Consider the following 25,794-nt stretch of genomic DNA (forward strand, 5'->3'; position numbering starts at 1 on the left):
CTGGGATTCGTGAATAACCAGCTACACAATTACCTTACTTAAATGTCTGTGACAGATCGGCAGGTTGACTACCACTCTCTGCCTTGTCTTTCTTTGTATTTGAACTGGCAATCCGCTGCTGCAAATGCTCATAGAACAAATCCTCATCGATCGGCAGATCTACCCAGTTATCCGTCCAGGTTGACAGCAGCATAGCATTAGACAAAGTCAAACCATGGATACCCTCTTCACCGGGAGCAATAAGCGGAGTCCCGTTCAGGATGGCATCGATCCAGTTGCGAATCAGGCCAGGATGTCCGGTTTCCACACCCGTAATTGGCACCTCGCATTTCCAGCATTCTGGCTGTCCAAATCCTCCGGTAAATCTCTGATTGAATTCAGGTTCGGGTTCACGAAGACGCCAGAAGGTCAACTGACCATCTTCAATGACAATTTTGCCTCGATCGCCATTGACTTCAAATCGGTTGGTGCCTGGTGCTTCACCCGTTGTGGTCACGAATACACCTGTTGCTCCATTTTCATACTCGACATATGCCGTTACATCATCTTCCACTTCAATGTTCCGGTATTTGCCGAATGAACAGAAGGCACGCATACGCACCGGCATCATGCCGATGGTCCATTGCCACAAGTCCAGTTGATGAGGGTCCTGGTTGATCAGGACACCGCCTCCTTCACCAGCCCACGTTGCCCGCCATCCGCCTGAATCATAATAGCTCTGAGAGCGATACCAGTTCGTAATAATCCAGTTGGTGCGTCGTACCTCGCCCAGTTCTCCCGAGGCAATCAGATCTTTTAGTTTGATATATAAAGGGTTAGTTCGCTGGTTATACATCATGGAAAACACTTTGCCGCTGGCAGCCGCCGCTTCATTCATCTTGCGTACCTGTTTGGTGTATACACCGGCAGGTTTCTCGATCATGACATGCAGGCCATACTGAAAAGCCTGAATGGCCTTTTCGGGATGGTCATAATGCGGAGTTGCTATAATTACCGCATCAATCGTCCCTGATGACATCATCTGCTCCGCATCCTGCCAATAGGTGACTGAAGCCGGAAGGTTGCTGGATACCCAGCTCTCCATTTCTTGTCTCACATCACACACAGCCACCAGTTCTGCACCAGGTACTTCACCTGCTACCAACGTTCTGGCATGGGCTGCACCCATATTCCCAATTCCAATGACGGCTACTCGAACCAAACTCATACCTGTACCTCCTCGTCCACACGACGTTCAATTTCGGCAAAAACATCTGCAAAATGCTGTAACATCGCCTTCGATTCCAAGACTCCGCTAAAATCCTCAATCCCGTAATATCCATCATATCCAACGGATTTGAGGTCACGGAATACTTGCAACCAGTTCACCACGCCTTCAGTCAAGGGGGCCCACTGACAATGCCAGTTTGATGTTAACGAGATTTCTGTATTTTTTTCATTCACACTGGAATTCGAATTCATGTTAGATGCATCCTTGAACCAGGCCGCATTCTTCACATGCACATGTGCCAGATAAGGTCCCAGTAATTCCAGTCCCATACGATGGTTCTCATATCCTTCATGGACCATGTTACCTGGATCGTACAATACTCCTACATGCTGTGAATCCAGCAATTGCACGAGCCGATAAGCCAGTGATGCAGTGGGGGCAATCGTTTGGTGATGGGTCTCTACTACAGCTTTTACCTTATACTGTTGGGCCATCTCTTGAACCTCATTCAGATAATGTACAGCTTGTTTGTATAATTCAGGATAACTGGTTTTGCGATCATAACCAGGAACTCCAACACGCATCATGGATGCTCCTAAGGCTTGTGCCGTTTGAAATGCTTGCTCCGTGGCAAGCAGATCTCCACAGCTCAGATAGGGCACTAATGCAATCGACTGTCTGCCATGCTTTTTTGCCGCTTCACGAAATGCAGGTACCTGTTCCTCCCATTGATCCGGATCTATCGAGCAACGATTATGTCTCCAATAAGAAGGTTCTTCGGACAAAGCATCCGCCGGTATTCCACGATATCTCCATTCGATCCCTTCAATGCCTGCTGCGGCTGCAGCAGAAGCCAATTCTTCTGCGGTCAAGTCCGGTGTGGCAACAGTGAATACAGACAATTTCATCAACATTCATCTCCTTATGTAAACGTATTCAATTTATTGTTGTAAACGCATTGTATCATTCATACGAAGGCCTCCATAGGGGGCAACGAGAAGAGATGAATGACAGATAAACAGCAGACCATATTCCCCATTCAGAGATAACTTGCAAGTTCCCTTTTGATTGCATACATAGCAAAAAGCACCCCGAATAACAGAAGATCCTTCTGATTCGAGATGCCTGGTTTGCAACTTCTATTTTACATCAAAAAAAACATGTTCCGCCTGCAACTTCCCTAAATGTGTCGTCATGATACCAAAAGAATATTGGGGCTGAAAGCGCCGATCCGTAGGAGAGCCCGGATTAAATATCAGCACATCATTGACCGTATGCATCACTGGAATGTGCGAATGTCCAAAAATCACAGCATCCATCTGCTGTCCTGCAAAGGTGTGGATCGCATTCTGCTCTGTAGACTTCGATCCCAGATGACCATGTACAAGACCAAGACGTAAACCGTCCGCTTCAACGATGCGGGAGAACCCGAGTTTTTGACCTATTTCAGGCGGGTCCGTATTACCGGCAACACCTTCAACGGGTGCATAAGCGCTGAGCAGCTTGTGTACACTCCAGTCCGACCAATCCCCCGCATGGAGAATCAGATCAGCATCTGATAGCGCCTCAACCAAGGGATCGGGTAATTTACGTGCTCTTCGAGGTAAATGAGTGTCCGAGATGACAATAATTTTCATAGTACAGCACACCTTCCCTTTCCCTTACATTACGCTTTATTCGGCATGTGTTGGAAGAACTTCAAGCTGGGAACAGGAACGCTCCATATCTTCAAGGGTAATGGATGCGAAAAACTGTTCCACCTTTGCTTCAGCAACCTGATACAAATTGGTCAGAAGGCTATCAATACGAAGGCCAACATCACAATTCGGATTACAGTTACCATGAATCGGAAACAATGGGCCTTCATCCTTGGCAGCCTGATAGATCATGGCTAATGTGATTTCGCTTGAGGGCTTGGCGAGGTAAAATCCTCTCGTTCCTGGTGAGGAGTCCACAAGTCCTGCCTTTTTCAACCCGCCCAGAATACGTCTGACCACAACAGGGTTGGTATTCACGCTACCTGCAATCAGTGCCGAAGTGATTCGTTCAGGCGCGCTGAAAGACAACAACAACAAACAATGCACACTGACCGAAAAATGAGTACTCATGATTAACCACCTTTTATTTGAGCATTATAATGCTGATTTTATATCATCCCAGATGTGTAGACTTACTCGGAGAACAGGTCCTGTTCAGGGCGTGCCCGGATTTTTAACTGCCGAACGCTGTACTCCAATTGTTTCACAATATCATCCAGTTGTTTGCGATCAATCTTCGTTGGATCTTCCACTGGCTTCGCCGATGACTTCAGATCCCTAATCGTTAACTGCTGCTCTTGCCACTTGTCCATCAGATCCGCTATATTGGCATAGAAACGTTCGTAATCTTTAATAACCAAATCTAGATAGGCATCAACCTCATCCGGATCATAACCACGAAGTTTATAATTGAATTGTTTTTCATGAATCGATAAAGCGTCGAGCTGCACGCCCAATTGCTTGAACAATTGTCTTTGTTTGTCCAATCTTCGTTTCATATGCTCATCCATATTGACAACCCTCCATTATCAAACGCGCCGCGGTAAGCACAAGAAGATCTTTGATACCGCCGCATTTTCTCTCTATATTTTTTATAACACATTATCCGTCAGATATAAAATCGAACGACCCTCTTTACACATGAAACTGATTGCTTCTTATGAAATTCGGGTAAGGACTGACTACAACCCCATTGCGGGAAAGGAGCATGTCCTTATGAGTACATTAACCAAAGATCAACTTCAAGAGCTGAAAAACGCTCTTTTGGAACAACGTGAAAACCTACAGCGTCATTTTGAATCCAGCATGGAAGACGGTGCTCCAGCCGAGTCCCTGAAAGATTCAACTGGCGAGCTGTCATCATACGATAATCACCCAGCAGATGCTGGTACGGAGACGTTTGAGCGAAGCCGTGACTTGGCGATAGATGATACGTTAACCGACGAGTTCAACCAGGTGAATGAAGCGTTGGAGCGAATCGAACAGGGAACGTATGGCTCATGTGTGACCTGTGGTAAAGATATTCCCTTTGAACGACTCGAAGCGATCCCTTACACAGCCTACTGTATCGATGATACGCCTAACCGCGAGTTAAGCAACGAACGGCCCGTTGAGGAGGAAGTCATGACGATGCCGCCAAGCGGTGCCGGTGAAGTAAGACAGCGCAATGCTGGCAAGTTCGATAACGCTGACGCCTGGGAAGCCGTCGAGGAATATGGCACATCGAACTCCCCCGCAACTGCAGCCAAACGTGACGTGAAAGATTATGATGAAAACATGTAGTTTATGAACGAATTAAGGTCGTTTACGCTTAGATAGGTACATGTCTTTCACCATGCCAAATTACGCATGAAAAAGCCGCCAATGGCGGCTTTTTTTCTTGGTCCAGCATATCATCTTTACACAGACGGAACTTCAATAAAGCCGATGAATATGCTTCGGTTAATCTTCCGCCTGACCACCAGACGAGGATTCCTTCTGCTTTTTAGCAGGTCTTGACGTTTTCGCAACAGACTTGCCCTTATCGGGTGAAGCTTTCTTTTTCAATTTCCCAGTGGTTCCCGAAGCAGGCTTATTCACCGTATCTTTGGATAGGGAACTGAATAAATGAAAGACCTCTTGGTCCGCATCATGCCTGTCTTTCGTTAAATAGGGTTCACACATCTTCGTAATGTTGTTGTACAACTGCTCTACTTCTTCCCGGCTAGCATACAACGTCATATCTGAGATAAACATACGGTCCCCGTTTTCCGCCTGATTCATGAATCGCCGACGGCTCTGCTCAAACATTTCATTTAACAATTTGAAGGTTTCGGAACGAAATACCTCCTTCAAAGGTGAATTCTCTTCATCTTCGTTACGGAGCTGAATTTCTCCCTTGAAGGGCTCATAATATTTGGCGATGATTCCATTAATTTCACGAGTGGATACGATGGTGAGCAGACCGATTTTCTCCAGTTTTTTCACATGATAATGTACCTTGGCTGGCACTTCGCCCATCTGGTCTGCGATCTCTTTAACCGTAGAGGGTCTACCCTGTTTATTAAACATATTCATGATCTGTATCCGATACGGATCGGAGTAGACCTTGATTTCTTCAATCGTTGAAAGTACTTTGCGCTGCATACCTGTATCCTCATTTCCGGGGTACCTGTTGCCCATCATGTGTATATTATACCGTCCGAACAGGGTTTCGGTCAAAACAGGCTGAAGATAACAGGCTTCCTGAAGCCTTTTTATAGAACGGTGCGGAAAGTCTTGCTCAGAAGTACCAAAGCGGCTGACATAGCAAGCAAAACACCAAACACGATAAACAGAATCGGCAATGCCACACAATCGGCAAGGGCTCCTGAAACCAAGCTGCCTAATGGAGCAACACTCACAACGAGCATACTTTGAAGGGCATACACTCTGCCAAGCATATCGGAAGGCGTAACTTCCATCAGATAGGACGCAAGGGGTGTTGTAGCGAGTGGAATCCCCATGCCCATCATCAAACAAAAGGCAGCAGCAACAGGCAGCTGGTAGGACGTCATGTAAGCCGGGATTGCAGTCATGGCATAACTGAGCCCCAACATGACAATGCCGACGATGACCAGCACACTTTTACGGTAATTCGATCCTCGGTGAGACAGCCACAAGCCACTCAGTACCATGCCTGCCACAATCAGCCCACTGAGTAGACTTAACCCTCCTGCTCCGGCGTGCAACGTTTCAATGACATATGGCGTGCGAAGAACATTGAATGGCATCAGACAGAAGTTAACGAAGGCAAACAGAATGGAAACGATCAGTAACAACACATGTTTACGCATAAAATGAAAGGCTTCTGTCATTTCAGAAAATATACTTTTTCTTGCTGGAGGAGAATCAGATGATTCTAATGTTTTATTTTCATTGTTAGATGATGTTTTAGTTTTCGGGTACCCCACACGGCTCATCAGGAGTGCACTTAAAGCAAACAAGCCCGCATCGATTAATATCGTCCATGTAATCCCTGCCGTTGCAATTAACGTTCCCGCCACTGCAAGTCCTGCGAGTTCTGCAACCCGGGTTGCAGATGAGGCCATGGCATTACCAGACAGCAGCATTGATTTGGGAAGTAATCGCGGTACACTGGATACCTCTGCGGGTGACGCAAAACATTCCAAAAGGGAATTCAAAATGGTGATGACGAACAGATGCCAGACTTGCAGTTCACCCAGACCAAACAATAGTGCTGTAATGCCAACAAATAATCCTCGACCAGTATTCGTGAGCACAATCACCTTTTTGGGCGACATGCGATCAACCAGTGCGCCGACAAACAGCCCCAGAAAGATACTCGGCAAAAAGTTAACAGCCAGCAGTGTTCCCATTAGCAGCTTTGAACCTGTAAGAATGTACACCATCCAGCTATAGGCAATGGAATCAATCGAATCGCCGAATCTGGATACTACCTTGCTCACCATAAACTGCACATATGGTTTAATCCGAATTAATTCCCCGATCCCTTGTTTGTGTGCGACTGTACCTTCGCTCATGATTACTCCGCCTCTCAACGTGAAAATATTTTTAATGTTAATTTTATTTTAACGTATGATATGCGAAAATCAACCCTTTCGTGAAAATATTTTTAACGTTGTGTATATCCCTATAAAATACAAAAAAACAGACCGAAGGGTCTGTTCTCTTTGTACCAATATTTGCTGCTATGATTCGTAATTCATGTACTAGTCCTCAGTCTTGAATTGAAATCCAATACTCTCTTCATCCGCCTCCAGCATCAACTGGTACACCTTCTCTGCCTCACTACCCAGCCGTTCCTTGCTGATCTGGTAGTTCGTCCAGATTAATTCAAGCGGCAGCTCAATCATGCCTGTAAGGCAGTCCCACAAGGCGTCCAGATTTGCACCGTAAAAGTCTTGCAGTTCAAGCTTTTGCTTCAATAGCTCATGTAACTCTGTCGTGCTGTAAAAGTCCTCACCGTTAAGTACTACCCTCTTCATGTCTGTCTTGTCCTTCCTTATTTCAAGCGAGTAAAGGATGCATAGTGGTCTGTCGTTTTGTAAATCAAGCCGTCATTGGAGTACAGGATACGGTCAGAATTACGGAAACCGGAAGTGTAGTTGATATCCGCTTCACGCCAAGTGCGGCCACTCGCTGCTGGAAGCAAGCCTTCCCGGTTGCTAAATACGTCTCCACCGATACTTTTGCCTGGAGCGACCGTAGCGAGATTACCTTGCGACGATACCCAGCCTAGTGCCGTTGCCTGTGCTTTGGTAATGTAGTTACATGGCAGTTGTCCGTTAGCGCTGAGATAGTTGGCCACACCAGTAAACGTATTGATAATGGTACACGTTGCAGCTGAAGCCTTCTGTTGTCCAACCGGAGCGATCTGTGAACCTGTGAAGAAAACAATCGTTAACATAACCGCTAGCAGAGCTGAAGACAAAAACTTTTTCATAAATCCAGCCTCCCAATGACTCTAAAATGGATGAACGTTGCCACTATGTAAGTGATATGAGATGTGAATTCTGCCAGGATGTACGTTCTGCTAGATTATAGTGAACAAGCCATCTATTTACTATTTATATCACATCATTTTGGAGGAAATATCAAATTTAACCGTTATTATTGTAAAAATATATAAATATAACATTTAAATATAACAAAAGACTCACATCCCGCGGATGGAGTCTACCATTTCGATCATTTCTTATCATCTATCATGCTATCATGTTAGCTCTTGCTTTAATCTATAATTGCACCCGTTGACGGGTTCTTGCCGATTCCAGACATGCATCAATAACACGCATATTCTGAATGGTATTTTGCGGACTAAACGGTAACTCTTTTCCTTCAAGCACTGCGGCTGCAAAGGTCTCCACCTGCAAAACGTAGGAGTTGGACACCGATACACGTTCCTCACGGCTGACGGAATCGGTGTGCACGATAATCTGTGGTGGAATATCACTATTCTCCCAGCCGAACACCTTAGGAAGTTCAATCCGCCCATCGGTACCGAGAATCTCCATCTCGGCTCGTCCAGAGGCCCACATGCCGCAGTCAAACGTTAATGCTACTGAATTGGGAAACTCCACAAGTCCAGAAGCCATCATATCGACGCCATCATGCTCTTCCGAAAATAGAGCGTGTACCGTTACAGCTTCCGGCTCCTGCCCAAGATACATACGAGCTGCCGAGATAGGATATACGCCAAGATCAAATAATGATCCTCCGCCCATCTCCCTTTTGAACCTTACATTATCTTTATCGTCAGCAGTATTACATGTGAAATTGCCATGGAGGGCTCTGACCGTACCAATCTCCCCACTGGCTATAATCTCTTGCACACGTCTATGCTTGGGATGGTATCGATACATAATGGCTTCTGCAAACAGCACGCCGTGCTGTTGACATACCTCAATCATTTCCGCCGCTTCCTCTGAATTCAGAGCAGCTGGTTTCTCACATAATACATGTTTTCCAGCCTGAGCAGCCTTAATTGTCCATTCCTTGTGCATGTGGTTCGGCAGAGGAATATACACAGCTTCAATATCCGGGTCCGCAATGAGTTCATCATAACTACCATACGCTCTGGCAATGTCGAGTTCATTCGCAAGAGCTTCCGCCTTCTCCTTGCTGCGGCTGGCAATCGCCAAGACTTCACCACGTTCGGATTGTTGAATCGCCGGAATGACTGCATTTTTCGCGATTGTAGATGTACCAAGTACACCCCACTGTAAGTGTCTGTCCATGCTTATCTTCCTTTCACTCCGTAATTGTCCTCTTCTGCCTTGTGTAACATGCCGAGACAACGATCGAGATCGGCCTTAACCTGTTTTTTATATAATTCAGCTTTCTCCGCACCATCATCCGTGAAGTGATATAAAACGATTTCCTGAAAATCGACTTTGGGATCACTGCCCTTCAGCTTCTTCGTACGATAAAAGACACCCTGTTGAACCAATTCATGCAGCGCCCGGTATATCTCGCTCTGGGGTGGTACATAACCGTAGGCTTTGAATTCCTGCTTCATTGCCTCCAGCATTTCATAGCCGTATCCCCTATGCTGTTCAACCATGGTAATCAGATACAGCTTAATAAATGCCCGCTGCGCAATCATAAAAGCCACGTTCATTCCCCTCCTGTCAGCTCTATATATCTAGTATTATAAAACTTACGTTCCCCTTCTGCCATCTTTATCCGTCTTTCTTCCTTTAGTCCATGGAAATTGGAAAGCAAGAAGGAGAAATGATGGATAGGCAGGAACGTAAGGTAGAGCGAGAATTTGGGTTTTCTATTATGAATTTTTCATGCAATGAAATTTTAAAATTTATTTCAAAAGTGTTCGTCGTGTTATTGGCGTCACTTTTTTTCAGGTTGTTGCCTTCATTTTTTTTGCCCTAAACTCACTGTTGTTCTGAATTTTTCATATGATGATGTATTCACCTGTTAATCAGGTTTGGACTTCGGTACGGTTCCCACAATCCACTTGCCCCAGCTTGCACGGGAGATGAGCCATGTGAGTACACAGGATAACGTAAGCGCAAGCAGCCAGGTGATGATCATGCGCACTACGGGGTTTAATCCCCATGCCACATAAAACTGTTCATCCGGAATGTAGCTGTAGCGCAACATCAGCATGTGCATCAGGTAGCCCCCGTATGACACCCCGCCAATCCACGCCAGCAATCGTGTTACTCTGATATTGTGGAGCTTGCCAGCCAGCTGGTACATCACCAGGATGGAAGCAATGAGGAATAAGATCATATCCGGTCGAATGAGACTGACGGTATAGAACGTAATCTGTATACCCTCCGGCTTCTGGAACTCCAGCATTAACTTATATATAAACCGAAGACCAAGGACTATAAACACGGTCCAATATCCCCAGCGCAAACGTTGAATCCACTCATTCCAGCGTTGAACCGATAGCCCGGCCGCCGCACCAAGCACAAAATAAAAAAAGAAATACAGAAAATTTCGATCGGCATAGATTGTAAAGGCATCGGTCAGCACGGGGACATTCAACCATTCCATAAACCTGGCGATATTTCGCAATTGATCCGCGAGCACAAGGTACACCACACCGGAGATCAGAAGAGCTATTGTGCGCCCCTTCGCCTCATATCGGTTATAGACATAACGGATTGCTCGCAAAAACAGGGGAAACAACAGATAAAACTGAATAAGCATAATAATGTACCAAAAATGCGAGGTCGTTTTACCCGTGATTAATTTCAAACCAAGGTCAGGGATATCCTGCCAACCAAATCCGTTCCAGCCACGAGGCCCGAGTGTGAAGTAGATCAGGGACCAGATCATATAGGGGACGATGACATCGGTTAAACGCTTTTGCATGAAACGTCCATAATGCAACTTGTCTCCTGTATTATAGAAAAGCACCATACCTGTGATGAAAATAAACAGGGGTACTGCAAATTTGGACAGCATTAGCAGGATCGCGAGCAATACGCCGTCTTCCAGTCCCGCTTCTGGGACCACGGAATAATGTGCTATGGAGTGCTGAAGGACGACCGCCGCAAAAGCAATTCCCCTCAGACTCTCGATTTCTGTAATTCGTTCTTTACGAGGCATAACAGACAGCCTCCTTTCTTGGTTTTGCCATGAAAACGACGTACAATGAAGCCATATATTGATGAACGGGGTGATTCACATCTCAGATACAGACCAAAGCATAACTACCATTGACTCCAAATATGTACAACAGCATCTGGCCAACGAGCGGACCTTTTTGGCCTGGGTTCGTACCGGCATTGCCATGGTTGGCATTGGCTTTCTTGCAGCCGGCTTCGGCTTCAGTTCAACGGCCTATGATCGGATGGCCCATATCGCAGCAATCATCATTGGTATTACTTCCTTGGTCAGTGGTATTCTGATCATCCTGTGCTCTGCTTCCGCTTATCACCGAAAACGCAATCAGATTAATTCACAAACATTCCAGGCATCCACGAAATTGATTCGGTTCCTGACGCTGATGCTGCTGGTGATCGGACTGGCCCTGGCCGTATTACTGTATGTATTGTTATTCCCTGCCTGGCAGGTTTAACACCTGAACCTTGCTACAGCAGGAAGTTAAAACAGGGACAAAAGCCGGCTTCCTCTAAAGGAAACCGGCTGATGACCACCTGGTGGCTCACTTATGTCATTCCAGTTGAAGATTCCTGTCTTTACTGAACCGATTTATTATAGAAAAGTATTGTTGCCAAGTCGAGCGGCCTTATCCCGAGCTTCCAATCTTTGATTTTCCATATCGAGATCCGTGCGCTCAACCGTAACATCATCCCGATTGACATCGATTCTGTCTCGGTTCACATAACTGTTACTGCTAAACACGTCATAAACATCCGTGTCCCGATCCGTAGAGTCCACGAGTAGCAGGATTTTACCACTTTGCACGTATTCCTCATACTGTCTTGCATCCTCTTCCGGAATGCCGAGACCCACGAGTCCACCTACAAGTCCGCCTGCTCCTGCACCTACAGCTGCACCCGTAAAGGCTGCGGCAATAGGGCCTGCGGCCAGAATAGGACCGATGCCCGGAATCGCCAATGCGCCAATGCCAGCGAGCAATCCAGCTACTCCACCTAGCACTCCGCCTGTTGCCGCACCTGCAGCTACACCTTCGGGCGCTTTTGTACCCGTTTCTTCGCGAATAGCTTTCATTTCATCCCGATCCTGTGTAACGACCGAGATTTCATCTGAAGTGAACCCTTGCGCTTTCAGTCCCTCGATTGCGGATGATGCCTCACGTTCTGTATTAAACACACCTACGATTTTCTTTTGCATAGTGAATCCCTCCTCATCTAATTGAGTGGTTCGCTATGTTATTACCCGCCTTGTTTTCTTTCAAACCCTTCCACCGCAATATCATATCCTTAAAGGACTAGGAGAATGACCGACCATTGATATGCAGCGGGTCACCGCGCTAGGGCCTGCACGTGGTTCGTTAGTACTCAAGACACAAATCCGCCGATCGCATACTCGCCCACTCAGAGCACGTTCAGACCCAACTCTCAGACCGAGGCTGGAAAACACATTCTAGCTAAATTCGTGGTTTAGCCCGGTTAGTCGCTATCGCTTCGAGCGGATCATCCGGCCAATAATGTTTGGGATAACGACCTTTCAAGTCTTTCTTCACCTCAAAATAAGTCTCCCGCCAAAAGTTGGCCAGATCTCGTGTGACCTGTACAGGCCGCTGCGCCGGGGAAAGCAAATGTATGGTCAGTGGTACTCGACCACCACCAATACGCGGGGTCTCCTGCTGTCCAAACATCTCCTGCAGTCTCACCGCGAGCGTAGGATCTTCAGATCGGCTATAGTCCACAGGAATGCGTGAACCACTAGGCACTTGTATATGTGTAGGAGCTTCACGATCCAATTGCTGTCGCTGTTCCCAGCTCAGTCCGCCGAGCAGCACATCCTGCATCGACAATCTCTTGAGATCCGCAGCAGATCGCATGCCTGTCAGAAAAGGGCTGAGATGTTCTGCCAGTTCTTCGGTCAGATGATCTTCGATGAGATCAGGCCATTCCGGCACATGATGATGCAAAAAGCGCATCCTGTCCGCCAGCTGTCGTGATGATTTTGTCCAGGGCAGGCAATCCAGCCCCTCGATACGTATTCCTGAGAGTAATGCTTCGAGCACCTGGTCTTCGGGTGGCTGTGCAATGCTGCTCTCTTTCAACGTAATGGCTCCAATTTGCAGCCTTCTATGTGCTCGCACACTGCGGGTGTTTCGGTCCCAGGCCACTTGAACTTCTTCATGCAACAGATGTGGACCAAAGTCCAGCAATTTCTTCTCCTGCACTGGCGCAGCCAGCAGGATGCGCGCATCCGCGCCCTGGTCGTCGGCTTCGGCTGCGACCAGATAGGCTGAACGGCTCAGCGATTCTGTCGCTGCGAGCCGTACCCCACGGCCGCTGCTCAGCAGATAGCGGCCGTCCTCCCGGCGTTGCCCGATCCGGTCCGGATAAGCGAAGGACAGCAGCCATCCGCAGCTGTCCTCATCCGGCCGTACCGGATCGGCCGCCGGGCCGAGCGCCGAGCGCAGCTGGCGGCTCTCCTGGAGCATGCGCCGCACGGCAGCGACGTCTGCGACAGACGCTGCCGCTTGCGGCATGCCGCTGCTGTCCGCAGTCAGCAGCGCTTCCACGCGCGGGCGCAGATCGGTGCCCGCGCCTGCACCGCCACTGCTGCGGAGGCCCGCAGGCTCCTGCAGCAGTGCCGCCAGCATGCTGGCGTAGCTGGCCAGCCCAAGCTCCGCCGCGCGGAGCAGCATGCTGGCCAGTCGCGGATGCACGCCAAGCGTGTTCATCCGCCGCCCGAAGGGCGTGATGCGGCCTGCTTCGTCCAGGCCGCCCAGCTGGCGCAGCAGCGCCTGTGCCTGGCCGTAGGCTGCGGCAGGCGGAGTGTCCAGCCACTGCAGCTCTGCAGGGGACTGGACACCCCAGGCGGCAAGCTCCAGCGCCAGCGGCGCAAGGTCCGCGGAGGCAATCTCCGGCTTTGCTGCCTCAGGCAGCGCGCCATGGGCCTCTTCGCTCCATAGCCGGTAACACACGCCCGGTGCAATCCGCCCCGCGCGCCCTCGCCGCTGATCGGCTGACGCCTTGGATACCGGCAGGGTAACGAGCCGACTCATGCCGGTCCGCGGCGAAAATACAGACGCACGGCTCAGCCCTGCGTCCACCACGACTTTGACTCCAGCCAAGGTAAGACTGGATTCGGCAATCGACGTGGACAGCACAACCTTCCGTTTACCTTCATCTGCGGGTCGCACAGCTTCATCCTGCCGTTCTACAGGCATGCTGCCATATAGAGCATGTACCTCAACATAAGCAGGAATCATACGGTTGGACAGCTCTCGCTCTGTGCGATGGATTTCTTTTGCACCCGGTAGGAAAACCAGCACATCCCCTTCCTGTTCTGCCAATGCCTTAACGACGGCCTCAGCCGTAAAAGTTTCGATCTGCTCGGATGCCGGTTTGGATACATATCGGGTCTCCACCGGAAATGTTCGTCCAGGACAGTCAATCCATTGGGTCCCCTCACCAAGCAGCGTACAGACAGGAGCCGGGTCCAGTGTGGCCGACATCACCAGCAGTTTCAGATCTGGACGCAGCATGGCCCGGGATTCAAGCGCAAGCGCTAAACCAAGGTCACCATGTAGATGCCGCTCATGAAATTCATCAAAGATAATCATCGCCGTGTCTTCCAGGCCCTGGTCCTGTTGAAGCATCCGGGTCAATACACCCTCCGTCACCACTTCTATGCGAGTGGACTGACTTACACGCGTATCCATCCGCACCCGATACCCTACGGTCTGTCCTGCTTTTTCACCTAGTGAAGCTGCCATTCGTGCAGCTGCCGAGCGAGCGGCGAGCCTGCGGGGCTCCAGCATAATGATTTTCCGTCCAGCAACCCATGGCTCCTCCAGAAGTGCCAGCGGGACTACGGTCGTTTTACCCGCACCCGGCTCCGCAATTAACACACCTGTATCCTTCTCCTGAAATAACAACCTCAGCTCAGGAATAATCTGTTGTATCGGTAAATCCGTCTTCATCTCATCTCTCCTAATTAATGTTCCACGTGTCTATTCGAATGTTAGCATTATAACAAAAAAAGCCGTTCCAGAGGAACGACTTCATAGATACATCCATTTTCAACATTTTACATCCTTCCATTTAATTTGTTCACGACGCTGATTGAAAGTCGCTCTATGGATGGATACAAAATGCTCATTTAGCTCAGCAGAGATTCTGCACCGTCAATGACAATTTCCGCACCTGTAATGTGTCTGGACTCCGCAGAAGCCAGGAAAGCTACGAGATCAGCGACATGCTCTGGCTGACCCGGTCCGTCCGCAAGCGGTTGCTGGCCTTCCGGAAATTCCATCGGAATGACGATTTGATGCAACTCATCCGTTTTGACCGTACTTTGGTCAATATTTGTGGCAATCGCTCCAGGACAGATGACATTGACACGAATCTTGAACTTCGCCAATTCCAGCGCAGCCATCTTCGCAAAAGCAACCTGCCCCGCCTTAGATGTACTGTACGCCGACATGCCAAAGCTGGAGAAGCGCTGATTACCATTAATGGAGCTCGTGATAATGATACTACCGCCACCACGTTTCTTCATATGAGGCAGTGCATACTTGATCGTAAAAAAAGTACCGTTCAGATTGGTCGTAATAATCTGCTGCCAATCCTCAACCTGAATTTCCTCAATCGGTGCCGATACACCATTAATACCTGCGTTGGCAAAAACGATATCCAGACCGCCGAACAATTCAATGGTCTCCAGAACTGCTTTTTCCACTCGGGCAGGATCGGAAATATCTACATCGAATGCTCTTGCCGCACCTGCACGCAGCTTATTAATTTCGGCTTCCGTCTCCGAAATCCGATCATTAACCAGATCGAGCAGTGCAACATGTGCTCCCTCACTCGCCAGTTTGAGTGCTGCCGCTTTGCCAATCCCCGAACCAGCACCTGTAATAATGGCGACTTTGCCTTCGAATCTTGGTTTGCCGTTATGTTGTGTCATTATCCATTCCACTCCTTCTCGCTCAGTAATTATGTAAGAATGTACGTTCATGCAATATCTGTAAGTAGATTCTTCACAAGATTACCCAAAAAGAGTGTCTTTTAAATCAATACGGATAAGTTTTTTCGCAGTTAAGGCTCACCATTTTTAGCAGCATAATCAGATCATCCCGTAATGCTTCACCCGACCTTACCATTCCAGCTCAATGAAAGCGGCATCATCTTCAAGCCCACCGGTATGTCTGGCATCCAGCAGTACCTGGATGTGCTCATCTGGTATATAAGCCTGAATCGCATCCAGGTCATTCAGGCCATCCGTGTACAGTTGAAGACGAACTACTTCATTGGCAGACAGTTTAGCCTCATAGATATGCGGTTGGCCACCAACCGGACCCTCCAGTGTAGACCAACGTTCATTCGTACGGCAGTTCACCTGAAATGCTGCCGATTGTTCTTGACCGTTACGCCAGAGACGGATGCGGGAGTCCCCTTGCCAGGCTAACCACACTTTGCTTTTTCGATTGCCCGCCGAGAGCTCGATGCGTCCACACACATACATGGCCTGACTTCCCTTGCTCCGCTTCTCCATCAGCACTTCCCGCAGCAGTACAGGTGAATTTTCCAAAGGCTGCAACTTCTCCAGCTGTTCGGATGCCGGACTGGTCAAATCATGAAGCAGACGCTCCATAGTATCCAAAGAAGGATGCTGTGTCGTTTCCAGCCATTCCAACAAGGCGTTCCCCAGAAAGCGTGCAGCAAAATCACCAAGGTAACTCATGCCTACCCCATCACATAATACGAAAGTACATACATTACCATTCATGCGAACAGCAGCAAAATCCTGTCCGGTGTCTCCTTGATTAACAGTCTCCGCCGCTCTTCCATAACCGTACCTGCACTTGAAAGTACCTTGATATCGGGTCAACGGCTGTTCCCTGGTCTGGGCACTCACATAGCGAAAGTTGCCCTGATAATGGTCCGCACGGCTTCCCTTATCTCCAGCAGACAATGTTGCCAAACGCATCGCTCTCATGATTTCCCCTCCTATCTCACAGGCGTAGCAGCGGACATCTGAAACCCGATGGATACCAGTTCTGCACAAGTACCAGGAAGCATCATCAATGCACCAGGTGAAAGCAAATAATCCGCCTCAACCAGCATTTCACGATAACTTTCCGGCAGAACCGAGGACATATTGCGCAGCTTTTCCCCATGTTCATCCTGGAGGACTGTCTCCTGGGATATTCCCTTCCATCTTCGCGGCTCCGGAATGGGGCCCTCCAGCAGATGATCGGATATAAAAATATTCTCGACGAGTACATTGCCATCAGGCACGCTCATACCCATGATTCTTTTGGCAATGGGCTCCGGATCTTCGCCTGTAGCTACCCCATCGGTCATATGACATACAAGCGGTGCAGGACAATCCTGCATATTTGGAATTTCAGCCTGCAGAATTTTCTCGGCCTGCAAGAAAGCTTTCGCTGAATCCGAGAATCTTTTCGGTGTTAAGTCGGGTAAGGAACCTACAGCAGCGATCTCGTCAATTCCTTTTATCCCGTTCAACAGATCGTACACATCGTCGCTGTATGCCAGAATCGCGATCCTGTAACGGGGTGTCAGTCGGTTGCCCTTGGTCGAACGAAACACCATTTGGCGAATAGCCAAAGATAAGGCATCATAGACGACATCAATCCGCCGACGGTTGTCCAGAACCATGTTCATGGAGGCGCTAATATCAATTAGATAGATAATCAGTGCGGGTGTGCGCTGGGATGCTTGAATAGTATAGTTCATCTGGGATGTGTCACCTCCGTCGTTGACGTTATTTTACAAGTTGGGTAATGTATAATCCGTATTGCTTAGGAATTTATTGATTGCATTCATTCGTGCTGCCACTTTACCTACACCTTTGAAATAGGTAGCATCGGTATTGTACAGATTTTTAAAATCACGCGCGTAGGATTCGGCATTCTCAATTTTTCTGCCTTTTTGCGCATTATACGCTTTATTGTAATGGGCAATCAGTGTGACGACATTCTGGGCACGTTTTTTCTTGAGCGCAGCTTTCTGAGCCGCCTCCTGTTTGCGCTGAGCCTCGGCTGCTGCCTTACGCTCCGCTTCCTGCTTCGCAATTTTGGCGTCATTTTCTTTTTTCCAGACTAGATAAGCCTCATATTTCGCCTGTTTGTCGTACTTTTCCTGTTCAGCCTTCTTGGCTGCTTCAAGCTTCTGTTGTTTCTGCTTGGCCAGATAAGCCTCATATTTCGCTTGCTTATCATACTTGGCCTGAAGTGCTTTACGCTCTTCTTCTTTCTTCTTGGCCTCTGCCTTCTTTTTCTCCGCTTCAGCCAGCTTTTTCTTTTCCTCTGCATCCAGTTTCGCCGCATCTGCCGCTTTTTGTTTCTTTTCTTCTTCCTGCTGCTTTAGAGCAGTCAGCCTCGCAGCTTCGGCCTCTTCCGCAGCCTTTTGTTCGGCCTGCTTGGCAGCCGCCGCCTGCTCCTTCTGTTTAACCTCAGCCTGATCGGCCAATATTTTAACCGTTGGTACGGTTCCAGCTAGCAGAACAATCAGCACCGCCGAAGAAATCATAAACTTTTTGGATCGGTAAAAAGGTATCTTGGCTGGCTGAGCTGCATCATCATGCTTGGGATTTAGCTTCGCGTCCAGCTCTTGAATCGCAGCCTCAACTTCCACCTGCATCGCACTGTTATCCGGAATGAAATGATGTAGTGAACGATACACTTCGAGCGCCGCAGCCGGTTTGCCTTCATCCTCCAATGCTCTCGCCTGAAGGAAGAGACGATTGACTACCGCTTCCTGACCAGGTGAAGGTTCCGTGGCGGGCACGTTCTGATCCATAATTCCCTGTTTATCCGATATACCGTTTCCTGCTCCTGTCCCTTTAATCGGGTTCGTCTCGACTGCATTTGTCTGGTCTGAAACCTTAACTTCAGATTCTTCAACAGATGCTGCGCTTGCCAGATGGATATCCACAGCAGCCAGCGCCACAAACCATTCGCCAAACGTAGGGCAGCTGCTGAGATCATGACTCTCCCAGGCACGAATAAACAGATCTGACACCTTGGAGCCCCAGCGCTTCTGGAGCGATTCTCTCATGGCATAATAACGTTCATTTACCGTCTGCATTTCGTGCTGGTCAAAATAACTTTCTCCCCATGCTTTTTCCACAATCACTGCATCAGACCAACTTAACATCTCAGCAATGATAACTGCTCCGGCAAAACGATCGGCATACGCACTCCACAAACCGCTGTTCACTGTCCGATGGGCCGCATAGCCCGGTGAGCCGGCAAGCAAAGCATCCGGACGATCCATTCTGGAACCGTACATCTGTTCAACGTCTACCAGTTCTACTGCTGAAACCCCTCGCAGGTTCTCCACTTCGGAAAAAAACGGAATCATCACATTGGGTGCGGACAAATCACAATGAGCCAGCCCACGCTGTTCCATGGCTGAACCGGTCCCGGCCAGAGCTCTCGCCAGCTTCAGACTTTCCTCTGCTGTCAGCTGCTTCTGATCGCTGATTACATCGAACCAGGTCAGACCATGCACCCACGGCATCAATACCGCATACAACAGATCAGGATGTTCTCCAATGAGCGCTCCGTTTCTTTCCGGAGTGAGCACATCACGCTTGCATACCTGCAAACCTGGCAGTTCACTATAAGACTCCATATGCTCAGACTGATATACCATAGCCGGGATACGGAATTTAGGAAAAAATACTTTTAGTGCTTTAGCCCCACTTATGGAACCGTTACGGGGTAACAACTGATAGACGATACCCTGCCTTCCAGCTTGGGCGTAAGCCAGGCCAGGTGCAGCCGGATGCTGCCCAATGATATAGGCAATGTCGTTAATCACCACTTCATCCCCGGGATTTGGTTGAAAAGACATGCTCATCCCTCTCTCTGTCATTCTGTCATAGTGCAACAAAAACCGGGTGTTGTGAAAACGCCCGGTTTTTGCTGTAGTTGTAAATCTTCAGCTTGCTTCCTGCATATGATTCTGGGCGAATTCGGATATGGAACCTGCCCGAACTATGTATCGCAGATTAGCGAGCTTGGTCAGCCGTACGGAATTTGTTGGCAATAGCCGTCAGTTCCGCGCTGATGCTATTCAGCGTCTGAACGAAAGATTGCATTTGTTTGCTAGCTTCCTGGAATTCTTGGAAGAAGCGTTGTTTCGTCATACCTTCCCATTGTCCTTCCATGCTTGTGATGGATTGAGTCAATGTAGAAACGATTTGCTGACTTTGCTCACCGCTTTGTTTAAATTGGTTGGAAACCTGATCAAGCTGTTCTGGGGTAACTAAAATACGTCCTGCCATTTGTAAATTCCTCCTTGGTTTGTGCAATTAAATTCGCTTGTTCAAATTGTACTATACAAGGATCGATCGGACAAAAGCCGAAGGACCTAATCCTATTTACCCCATTTTTGGCATTCGAAACTTCCCCTAACAGCCTATTTATAAAAAAATTCACTTTCTGCTGTCTTGCTTATTCAACCTTGTCCTCCGTGAGCTCAGGAAACCACAGGTTCGGTTCCTCTTCTCCCACGAAAGGAGGGATCTGTGAATCTCCACGCCACAGGTTCAGGCTGCATAGCCTGAATCAGGGTCGCCGGTGAGCCATCAGGCGGTGCGGCATCCTGTACACGGTACACTGCCGCTACCGCGGAAAATGGATCGGATACAACAGCAGCAGTTGCCGAATGCGCAGGCATAATCTCCCCTGCACGCTCTGTCTGAAGAACATTCAACATATTGACCGCATTGCCATAGGCTGTGTTCACATGACTCAACACTGTACGATACTCCATGTCCACCTGCTGGAATAACAAGGCCTTGCGTCCCAGCTGTACGCTCAAGTCCATAAAACGACGTACTGCCGCTTCGCAGAGTCGCTTGCTGTGATTCCATTCATTCATGATCGCGGCGCGGGCTTCAAGATCCCACTCCAACGAATGAATGGCCTGATCCAATACTGTCATCTTTTGTTGTATTTGCTCCGCCGCATACTGAATCTGCCTGCTCAGTGCCCGAAGCACATCCGGTTCCACACGAATGCGCATTTACCATCACCTTTCCTCTTCCCCTGCAGGCTGTTTAAGCCAGTCCAGCAGCATCTCGTGAAACTGTTCTCTCGTCGTCAGTGCTGCAACAAGCCAATCATCCGAAGCCGCAGTACTCATGCGAAACAGCCAGTTGGATACCGTACTTGCAGCAAAAGCCGCAGACTGTGAATTCCATCCTTCTCCGTTCCATACAAGCAACCGCAGTTCTCCTTCTGATTCCTTGTTCACCAGACAGCGCGCAAGCGCAAGTGACCCCTCGGGATCGCTCGTCTCTTGTACCAACTCATCAGCCACTGCCTGTAATTCTTTGTTCTTCAGATCATTCATCACATCATAGAATTTTTTCTTGGAGCACATCAGAGCCGGCTTTTCCGCCGGAGAATGACCACTCCAATTCATCCGTTGAATCAGAAAATCAATCGCTTCACGAACATTCCCCAAATCACTCAGCCGGAACGAATCCGGTTCGTCTGCAACACGAGATACTTCAACGACCCGTTCATCCGTGCAGTGCACATAACTTTCATACGACTTGCCGCTGTGCGTGTAGCGAATCCAGCAAGCCCTGTCGGACAGTCCCGCAATGGCTACCCTGGAGAAAACGGTCGGTGTCATGATCAGCTCATTGCTGTCCTGATCCTGAATCAGATATCCTTTGTCAAGCAGGGATGTTTTTACACGTTCCCACTCCAAAGCAATGTCTTCCGCCATATATCCGCGGAACGGATCTTCCACGCCAAGCAATCGGTCTGAACCGAGAATCCCGGCCAGGAAAAAAAGCTCTTTTATTTGCAAAGTGACTACCTTTTGCTTGGAATCATGAACCGTCAACATTATGAGCCACCTCCCCTCAAACTACAACATGCCATCGGTCACGAATTTCAGAAATCCAATCAGTCATTTTCCAGGTGCCATCACATGGAATTGCACCTTTAACCCTGGAATATTTACGTTTAACATAATAACCTTGACCCGGAGGCAGTACCTTCAGCCCATTTGAACTACCACCGGATTCCGAATAAGGAATACGGAAGAACGAGAGATCATTAGGGTCTAAAGTCCCGAACAACAATCCGCTCTGGGAAGCCTTCACATCGTTCACCCAGTCAGAACCAAAGGTTGGAAAGTCTGCCGGAACTCCTGACAGAATCACATGTATACCTCGATCCCGTCCTTGACGAACGATCGCTCCCAATTGATCCTTCACGTTAAAATCATTTAATTGCTTGGATAACGTATCCGCATCGTCAATAACAAGAACGATCTCCGGTCCACCGGTTAACTCGCCTCTTTTTAGAACTTCATCGTACAACTGTTGGATCACAGGTGCAAGCTGTTCTTCACGGGATACATGTCCGCGGACATGGGGCAAACTGCTGATTTCCCCCAGTCCTCCGGAACCATACCGCATATCTACCGTGTATATTTGCACATCTTCAGGAGACGCATGATAGGCAAGTGATAACATCCAGGTCAGCAAAAATGTCGTTTTTCCACCTTCCATCGGACTCGTAACCATGAAATGTGGCCCTTCACGCAAATTCAGCTGGAAGGGTTCAAGATCATCAGTCAGCAAACCTACGGGTACTGTTAAGGATGATACGTCTCCGACTTGCCCGAAGGTTCCTGTACGGATAAGCACATCTTTGAGCTTAACCTCTTCCGGGAGCGGCGCAATCTGCGGCGCTTCTTCTCCGTTCCAGCTTTCTCTGATCTCTGCAATCATGCGGCGCAGAGCGGAAGAACGCTTGCCTTCATCTGCTCCGGATGACGGCAAAGCCGCCTGGAACATCAATGGAGGAACCTGTCCTTTGACTAGTCCTCTTCCAGGTGGAAGCTGGCTAGGTGCCTTGGACGGCCGACCCACTGCGTAATAATAGTCGCTTGGATCAGATAATTCAAACGAAACCGCATTAGGAATATTACTTCTGAATTTCTCAAATACATCCGTAACACGGTTGGCCGTGAGAATAAACGTGATTCCCAAACTGCCGCCTTCACGAAGAATCGTTTCCAGAAGTTCATTCTCCTCGGGATACGCATTTCGGAAAGAAAGATAACCATCGATAACAACTACAATCTGCGGCACGGCTGCATGAGCTGTACGACGATAAGCTGATATTGTCTTAACCCCAGCTTCCGAGATCATGTCCTTGCGTTGTGCACACAGTTTCAGGATGTATCGGAATAACCGCTTGATCCGATCTTCCTCTTCAGACATCATTACCGCACCGATCTGAGGCAAACCTGCGAAATCCTTCATCATCCGCCCCATATCAATAATATAGCCATGCCAAGGTTCAGTCCGTTTAGAACGGGCCAGTGACATCAACAAGGTTTGCACAAACGTCGTTTTCCCCAGACCTGGCATACCGTATACAACCAGATGTCCCTGATCCACCGGAAGTGCGAGCGGCTGCTGTCGTTGATTAGGCAGATCATCCAGCAAGCCAACTATAGGTTTCAGGCCAGCGGCACCGCCGTCAAGCAATACTTCACGATTCTCTTCTTCCTGCCAGTCATTGAGGCTTTCCCATTCCAGTGTCTCAGGCAAGGGTGGCAACCAGGGCCCAGGTAATCGGGTAATCCCCGCCTCTGCTGCCGCTTCTGCCACATAATCAATAAATACCTGAAGCTGCTTGGGCGCATCCTCCCCTTTGAGCACAGCCCTGCGCTCTCCAGTCAATAGTGGTTCCCGTTTCCCATTCAAACGAACTTCCATAACAGGCAGTACCGTCGTTGTATCTTCCTGCTGATTATACGGCGCACCGCTCCAGGCGAATTGCATTTCCTCAAATACTTCATCACTGCCTACCTGGAAATATCCACGACCAGGCTTGGTGATCCAGGCCGCATTCGGAATTTTGATCATATCCCGACTATCCCCTTCGCTTTGAACGCGAAGACAGATACGGAAACGCGAATTGCTCCAGATTTTATCATCGACCACACCTGCAGGCTTCTGAGTTGCCAATATAAGATGTACACCCAGTGTCCGACCGATGGCCGCTATGCTGATTAATTCATCCATGAACTCCGGCTGATCCCGCTTCAATTGCGCAAACTCATCAATGATGATAACTAAGTGCGGCAACGGCTGTTCATGTCTGGAACGCAGAATTTTGTAATACTCATCAATGTGCTGGAGATTTCCTGCATCATTTAATATTTTTTGCCTTCTGACCAGTTCGGCCCGCAGTGAGATATTGGCTCGTTCAATCAAATTCCCATCCAGATTGGTGATCGTGCCGACGACGTGAGGCAAGCCCACAAATGTATTCGACATGCCTCCGCCCTTATAGTCAATTAACATAAAAGCCAGATCATGTGGATGGAACTCGGCAGCCAGAGAAGCCACAATTGACTGGATGACTTCACTTTTGCCCGAACCCGTTGTCCCTGCGATCAGACCATGTGGGCCGTGCCCCTGACGTTCGATTTTATCATGTAAGTTAATCGCAATTTTCTTGCCGCCAGCTCGCACGCCCATAGGTACGGGAAGTGTGTCCGGATATCGTGTCTGGCTCCAGCGTGTGACCACATCCAGATCCTCTACTCGTGATGTGCTTAACATGTCGAACAACGGAAGCACCTGAGGTATATCCGAAGCGGATGAACGTTTCAGACGAATCGGTGACATATAACGCGAGAGCGCCTCTGCGGACTCTCTGGAAATCACATCTGGCGTGTATGTTTGCCTGATCACGTCAGCATCCTCGGTTTTTTTGATATAAAGCCCCTTGCCTTTGGAAGCCTCCATAATTAACTGACAATGCATGGGTAGCGATTCCTTACGGTTTGCCAATATGATGGTACATACATCGATCTCCTGAGCTGATTCCAGCAGCAGGGGAAGCAACGGCTCTTCTTCTATTAATTGCGTATCCGAGAGAACCACCACATAACAAGGAGTTTGCACGGTTTTCTTGTAGCGATCTTCCTTATTATTGCGCCGTCGGTTCAACACGGAAAACAAGCTGTCCGCCAATTGATGCGCACCGCTGTGCCTGTCGGCCATATAGCGTTGTCCCTGATCTTCATCCCAAATGTGGGGCAACCAGCGCAGCCAATCCCATTCCTTGGATTCCTTTTCTTCATAAAAGGCAGCAATCTTTAATTCATCCGGTGAATGACGGACGGTCAGTTGTGAAATAATTACGCGCAATGAAGCGAGTACTTCCTCACGATTGCCGACCAACCCCATCACTTTCGACTGAAATAAGGGCAGTGTAATCGATGCTTCGGGCACCGTCTCGAACTCAGCTGCCAATTCATGAGCCGCTTCAATTAACTCATCCTTTTCATAACCGTCCACACGAGGAACCTGAAGTTTGATTCGAAACGGAATTTCGCCTGTGCCGATTCGCACCTGCAAGAAGTCATCATCTTCCGGGGAACGTTCCCATAACGAACTGTTGCGATTCTTCACCAACTGAAGACATACATTGGGATCCCCATGAATTTCATACAGACTCTTCACTTGCTCCGCTTGAGCTTCCTTCAGCTCTTCACGATGTTTCTCCAGTTGTGCACGATACATGGTAGTACGCTCTTCCAACTTTTTGCGATAGGACTTCTTGTTGCTCAGATATACAAAAAACGGAATCGTGTATGAAGTAAGCATCATCATAACCGTCATCATCTGAAACATCATATAATTCGGATTGTTCATTTTGCCGCTCATATTGATATATACGTAGAAACCGATGCTGACCATCGTCATCATGATCGGTACAATAATAGAAATCATTGAAAATGTAGGTTTGTTTGGTTCTGCAGGAGGCCTTAGAATTTCCAGCCTTTCTTCCTTGAGAACCGGTGTCATTCTTGGAGAACGCTGATATAACACATTCACGAAGAGAAGACCTCCTTATATTTCATTGCCGTAAACAAT

General features: G+C 48.4%; 23 protein-coding genes and 1 pseudogene. 2 read left to right on the forward strand and 22 right to left on the reverse strand.

The window, feature by feature from the left end; all coding sequences use genetic code 11:
* Positions 1 to 34: 34 nt before the first annotated feature.
* The 5 genes from MHB84_RS00825 to MHB84_RS00845 form a co-directional block, all read right to left on the reverse strand.
* The gene (locus MHB84_RS00825) at positions 35 to 1,207 is read right to left on the reverse strand and encodes a Gfo/Idh/MocA family protein (RefSeq protein WP_076289590.1); all 1,173 of its coding nucleotides are present in this window, start codon (positions 1,205 to 1,207) and stop codon (positions 35 to 37) included.
* On the reverse strand, positions 1,204 to 2,118 hold the full coding sequence (locus MHB84_RS00830; RefSeq protein ID WP_076289589.1) for a sugar phosphate isomerase/epimerase family protein: 915 nt from the start codon (positions 2,116 to 2,118) through the stop codon (positions 1,204 to 1,206). The genes MHB84_RS00825 and MHB84_RS00830 overlap by 4 nt, the downstream gene beginning before the upstream one ends.
* A 231-nt stretch (positions 2,119 to 2,349) precedes the next feature.
* Positions 2,350 to 2,847: a metallophosphoesterase family protein gene (locus MHB84_RS00835; protein WP_076289588.1), complete on the reverse strand. Its 498-nt coding sequence runs from the start codon at positions 2,845 to 2,847 to the stop codon at positions 2,350 to 2,352.
* Positions 2,848 to 2,883: 36 nt separating this feature from the next.
* A complete protein-coding gene (locus MHB84_RS00840; protein ID WP_076289587.1) occupies positions 2,884 to 3,318 on the reverse strand; it encodes an Rrf2 family transcriptional regulator in 435 nt (144 codons plus the stop codon).
* A 62-nt stretch (positions 3,319 to 3,380) separates the two neighbouring features.
* Positions 3,381 to 3,758: a DivIVA domain-containing protein gene (locus MHB84_RS00845; RefSeq protein WP_024630343.1), complete on the reverse strand. Its 378-nt coding sequence runs from the start codon at positions 3,756 to 3,758 to the stop codon at positions 3,381 to 3,383.
* A gap of 205 nt (positions 3,759 to 3,963) precedes the next feature.
* Between MHB84_RS00845 and MHB84_RS00850 the strand changes: the two genes are divergently transcribed.
* The gene (locus tag MHB84_RS00850; RefSeq protein WP_076289586.1) at positions 3,964 to 4,530 is read left to right on the forward strand and encodes a TraR/DksA C4-type zinc finger protein; all 567 of its coding nucleotides are present in this window, start codon (positions 3,964 to 3,966) and stop codon (positions 4,528 to 4,530) included.
* 159 nt (positions 4,531 to 4,689) lie between these two features.
* Here MHB84_RS00850 and MHB84_RS00855 read toward each other — a convergent pair whose 3' ends face one another.
* From MHB84_RS00855 to MHB84_RS00885, 7 genes are all read right to left on the reverse strand, one after another.
* Positions 4,690 to 5,412, reverse strand: a complete 723-nt coding sequence (locus tag MHB84_RS00855; RefSeq protein WP_341142992.1) for an ArsR/SmtB family transcription factor — start codon at positions 5,410 to 5,412, stop codon at positions 4,690 to 4,692.
* A gap of 71 nt (positions 5,413 to 5,483) precedes the next feature.
* A complete protein-coding gene (locus MHB84_RS00860) occupies positions 5,484 to 6,770 on the reverse strand; it encodes an MFS transporter (RefSeq protein WP_076289584.1) in 1,287 nt (428 codons plus the stop codon).
* A gap of 189 nt (positions 6,771 to 6,959) precedes the next feature.
* Positions 6,960 to 7,235: a barstar family protein gene (locus MHB84_RS00865; protein ID WP_076289583.1), complete on the reverse strand. Its 276-nt coding sequence runs from the start codon at positions 7,233 to 7,235 to the stop codon at positions 6,960 to 6,962.
* Positions 7,236 to 7,252: 17 nt separating this feature from the next.
* The gene (locus MHB84_RS00870) at positions 7,253 to 7,693 is read right to left on the reverse strand and encodes a ribonuclease (RefSeq protein WP_076289582.1); all 441 of its coding nucleotides are present in this window, start codon (positions 7,691 to 7,693) and stop codon (positions 7,253 to 7,255) included.
* 292 nt (positions 7,694 to 7,985) lie between these two features.
* Positions 7,986 to 8,987, reverse strand: coding sequence for a Gfo/Idh/MocA family protein (locus MHB84_RS00875; RefSeq protein ID WP_076289581.1), 1,002 nt, complete (start codon positions 8,985 to 8,987; stop codon positions 7,986 to 7,988).
* A 2-nt stretch (positions 8,988 to 8,989) separates the two neighbouring features.
* Positions 8,990 to 9,364 carry a helix-turn-helix transcriptional regulator gene (locus MHB84_RS00880; protein WP_063563231.1) on the reverse strand — a complete coding sequence of 125 codons (375 nt, stop codon included), beginning with the start codon at positions 9,362 to 9,364 and terminating at the stop codon, positions 8,990 to 8,992.
* A gap of 320 nt (positions 9,365 to 9,684) precedes the next feature.
* On the reverse strand, positions 9,685 to 10,830 hold the full coding sequence (locus MHB84_RS00885) for an acyltransferase (protein ID WP_076289580.1): 1,146 nt from the start codon (positions 10,828 to 10,830) through the stop codon (positions 9,685 to 9,687).
* 61 nt (positions 10,831 to 10,891) lie between these two features.
* On the opposite strand from MHB84_RS00885, the gene MHB84_RS00890 reads away from it, so the two are divergent.
* A complete protein-coding gene (locus MHB84_RS00890) occupies positions 10,892 to 11,302 on the forward strand; it encodes a YidH family protein (RefSeq protein WP_076289579.1) in 411 nt (136 codons plus the stop codon).
* Between the two features lie 530 nt (positions 11,303 to 11,832).
* Here MHB84_RS00890 and MHB84_RS31325 read toward each other — a convergent pair.
* From MHB84_RS31325 to essC, 10 genes and pseudogenes are all read right to left on the reverse strand, one after another.
* Positions 11,833 to 12,042 (reverse strand): annotated as a pseudogene (locus tag MHB84_RS31325) (general stress protein); the annotation flags it as partial.
* A 256-nt stretch (positions 12,043 to 12,298) separates the two neighbouring features.
* On the reverse strand, positions 12,299 to 14,815 hold the full coding sequence (gene hrpB / locus MHB84_RS00900; protein WP_076289577.1) for an ATP-dependent helicase HrpB: 2,517 nt from the start codon (positions 14,813 to 14,815) through the stop codon (positions 12,299 to 12,301).
* A gap of 179 nt (positions 14,816 to 14,994) precedes the next feature.
* On the reverse strand, positions 14,995 to 15,801 hold the full coding sequence (locus MHB84_RS00905) for an SDR family oxidoreductase (protein ID WP_076289576.1): 807 nt from the start codon (positions 15,799 to 15,801) through the stop codon (positions 14,995 to 14,997).
* A 189-nt stretch (positions 15,802 to 15,990) separates the two neighbouring features.
* A complete protein-coding gene (locus MHB84_RS00910) occupies positions 15,991 to 16,833 on the reverse strand; it encodes a protein phosphatase 2C domain-containing protein (RefSeq protein WP_076289575.1) in 843 nt (280 codons plus the stop codon).
* Positions 16,834 to 16,844: 11 nt separating this feature from the next.
* Complete coding sequence (locus tag MHB84_RS00915) at positions 16,845 to 17,597, reverse strand: vWA domain-containing protein (protein ID WP_064639011.1); 753 nt, start codon at positions 17,595 to 17,597, stop codon at positions 16,845 to 16,847.
* 33 nt (positions 17,598 to 17,630) lie between these two features.
* Positions 17,631 to 19,721 carry a hypothetical protein gene (locus MHB84_RS00920; RefSeq protein WP_076289574.1) on the reverse strand — a complete coding sequence of 697 codons (2,091 nt, stop codon included), beginning with the start codon at positions 19,719 to 19,721 and terminating at the stop codon, positions 17,631 to 17,633.
* Between the two features lie 157 nt (positions 19,722 to 19,878).
* Positions 19,879 to 20,154, reverse strand: a complete 276-nt coding sequence (locus MHB84_RS00925) for a WXG100 family type VII secretion target (RefSeq protein WP_017689071.1) — start codon at positions 20,152 to 20,154, stop codon at positions 19,879 to 19,881.
* A gap of 194 nt (positions 20,155 to 20,348) precedes the next feature.
* Positions 20,349 to 20,897 (reverse strand): hypothetical protein, encoded by a 549-nt coding sequence (locus MHB84_RS00930; RefSeq protein WP_063566322.1) that lies wholly within the window; start codon positions 20,895 to 20,897, stop codon positions 20,349 to 20,351.
* Positions 20,898 to 20,903: 6 nt separating this feature from the next.
* Entirely contained in the window at positions 20,904 to 21,734 is an 831-nt protein-coding gene (locus MHB84_RS00935) for a hypothetical protein (RefSeq protein ID WP_076289573.1), read from the reverse strand.
* 16 nt (positions 21,735 to 21,750) lie between these two features.
* Entirely contained in the window at positions 21,751 to 25,755 is a 4,005-nt protein-coding gene (gene essC / locus MHB84_RS00940; protein ID WP_076289572.1) for a type VII secretion protein EssC, read from the reverse strand.
* Between the last annotated feature and the right edge of the window lie 39 nt (positions 25,756 to 25,794).

The organism is Paenibacillus sp. FSL F4-0087 (assembly GCF_038020215.1).
In the GTDB taxonomy this organism is placed as follows: Bacteria; Bacillota; Bacilli; order Paenibacillales; family Paenibacillaceae; genus Paenibacillus; species Paenibacillus taichungensis.